The sequence below is a fragment of the Plastoroseomonas hellenica genome (assembly GCF_018129085.1).
In the GTDB taxonomy this organism is placed as follows: Bacteria; Pseudomonadota; Alphaproteobacteria; order Acetobacterales; family Acetobacteraceae; genus Plastoroseomonas; species Plastoroseomonas hellenica.
The window spans coordinates 1-2,186 of sequence record NZ_JAAGBB010000136.1; the positions used below are offsets into that span (position 1 = coordinate 1).

Here is a 2,186-nt window from a genome sequence, read left to right on the forward strand (position 1 = left end):
AGGAAACCACATGACCCCGATCAGCCTGGAGGCGATGGCGGCGAGCGTGCCGGATGGCGCGCTGATCGCGATGCCGCCCGACAATTCCCTGCCCTCCGTGGCACTCGCCAAGGCGCTGGTGCGGCGCGGGGCGCGCGGGTTGCGGCTGCTCGGCGTACCGGTCTCGGGCTTCGCGACCGACCTCCTGATCGGCGCCGGCTGCGTCGCGGAGGTCGAGACCAGCGCGGTTTCGCTCGGCGAGGCAGGCTTCGCGCCGCGCTTCACCGCGGCGCTGAAGGCGGGAACGATCACCGTGCGTGACGCCACCTGCCCGGCGATCCACACGATGCTGCAGGCGGCCGAGAAGGGCGTGCCCTTCATGCCGCTGCGCGGCGTGATCGGCAGCGACATCCTGGCCAACCGCCCGGACTGGAAGGTGATCGACAATCCCTTCGCCGGTGGCGGGGATCCGATCCTGCTGCTGCCGGCGAAGCAGCCGGACATCGCGGCCTTCCACGCGGTGATGGCGGACAGCGAGGGCAATGTCTGGACCGGCCGCCGCCGCGAATGCGCGACCATCGCGCATGCCTCGAAGCGCGCGCTGGTCACGGTGGAGCGCGTGGTCGAGGGCAATTTCCTGGAGGATGAGCGCCTGGCCCCCGGCACCATCAGCGCGACCTATGTCGAGGCGGTGGCGATCGCCGAGCGCGGCGCGCGGCCGGCGGCGCTGCTCGACGAGTACGGCTTCGATGCCGCATATGTCGCGAATTATGCGCGTGCCGCGAAGACCGATGCCGGCTTCGCCGCATGGTGCGCGGAGCATGTCTTCGCCTCGCTGCAGGCGGCCGCCGAATGAGCGTACTGCCCGAAGAGCGCCTGGCGGTCGCCCTCGCCCGGCTGATCCTGGATCCGGCCGCGCCGCCGGCGCGCCACATCGCGGTCGGCGCCGCCTCCCCCATCCCGGCCGCCGCCTGCTGGCTGGTGAAGAAGCAGGGGCATCCGGTGCGGCTGTCGCTGCTGCACAGACGGAGCGGCAATCCCTTCACCGAGGGCACGCGCGAGCTGTTCGATCTCACCGGCCAGGGCCGCATCGACCTGTTCTTCCTGGGCGGCGGGCAGATCGACGGCCAGGCGAACCTCAACCTGGTCGGCACCGGGGCATGGCCGGGCACCGGCGTGCGCTTCCCCGGCAGCTTCGGCAGCGCCTTCATGTATTTCATGACCCCACGCACCATCCTGTTCCGGGAGGAGCATTCGCCGCGCGTGCTGGTCGAGCGCGTCGACAACATCTCGGCCCCCGGCGTCTCCGAACCCGGCGTGTTCCGTCGCGGCACCGCGCAGGCGCTGGTGACCGGCAAATGCGTCTTCACCTTCGACCCGACGCGCGCGCGCTTCACCCTGGCCGCGCTGATGCCGGGCGAGACCGTCGAGAGCGTGCGCACCGCCACCGGCTTCGGCTTCGATGTCGCGGAAGGCGTCGCCGAGGCGCCGGATCCGAGCGAGGCGGAGCTTGCCCTGCTGCGCGGCCCGGTCTGCGACGAGATGGTCGAGACCTATCCCGAATTCTGTGCGCGTGTGTTTGGAAGGAAGCTGGCGGCATGAACGACGCTCTGCCCATGATTGAGGGCAAGGCCCTGGCCGAAGGCCCAGGCGCCCTCGCCGGGCTCAAGGTCATCGACCTGACGCGCGTGCTGGGCGGCCCCTATTGCACCATGCTGCTCTCCGACCACGGCGCCGAGGTGATCAAGCTGGAGCCGCCGCAGGGCGACGAGGTCCGCGACTGGGGCCCGCCCTTCAACGATGCCGGCGACGCCAGCTACTTCATCGGCGTCAATCGCAACAAAAAGAGCGTCGGGCTCGATCTCGCGAAGCCCGAGGGCAAGCAGGTGCTGCTCCGCCTGCTCGAGGATGCGGACGTGCTGGTCGAGAACTTCAAGCCCGGAGCCATGGAGAAATGGGGCCTCGGCTATGAGGCGGTGCTGTCCAAGCGCTTCCCGCGCCTGATCCATTGCCGGGTCTCCGGCTTCGGTGCCGACGGGCCGCTCGGCGGCTTCCCGGGCTATGACGCGGTGCTGCAGGCGATGGTCGGGCTGATGTCGATCAACGGCACCGAGACCAGCGGCGCGACCAGGCTCGGCACCCCGATCGTCGACATCGCGACCGGCCTCTTCTCCGCGATCGCCATCCTGATGGCGCTGCACGAGCGG

Annotated in this window: 3 protein-coding genes; all 3 read left to right on the plus strand. The window is 70.2% G+C overall.

Annotated features, from left to right (window positions below):
• Positions 1 to 10: 10 nt before the first annotated feature.
• Positions 11 to 835 (plus strand): CoA transferase, encoded by an 825-nt coding sequence (locus GXW71_RS34475; RefSeq protein ID WP_211858590.1) that lies wholly within the window; start codon positions 11 to 13, stop codon positions 833 to 835.
• Positions 832 to 1,581, plus strand: coding sequence for a CoA-transferase (locus tag GXW71_RS34480; RefSeq protein WP_211858591.1), 750 nt, complete (start codon positions 832 to 834; stop codon positions 1,579 to 1,581). Before GXW71_RS34475 ends, GXW71_RS34480 begins: the two co-directional genes overlap by 4 nt.
• Positions 1,578 to 2,186 (plus strand): CaiB/BaiF CoA transferase family protein (locus tag GXW71_RS34485; protein ID WP_211858593.1); only part of this gene is annotated, 609 nt, incomplete at its 3' end. The genes GXW71_RS34480 and GXW71_RS34485, both read left to right, overlap by 4 nt.

What these genes read in the sequence shown, in the direction of transcription:
- GXW71_RS34475 (WP_211858590.1), top strand. Translation starts at nt 11, where the DNA reads ATGACCCCGATCAGCCTGGAGGCGATGGCGGCGAGCGTGCCGGATGGC.
- GXW71_RS34480 (WP_211858591.1), top strand. Translation starts at nt 832, where the DNA reads ATGAGCGTACTGCCCGAAGAGCGCCTGGCGGTCGCCCTCGCCCGGCTG.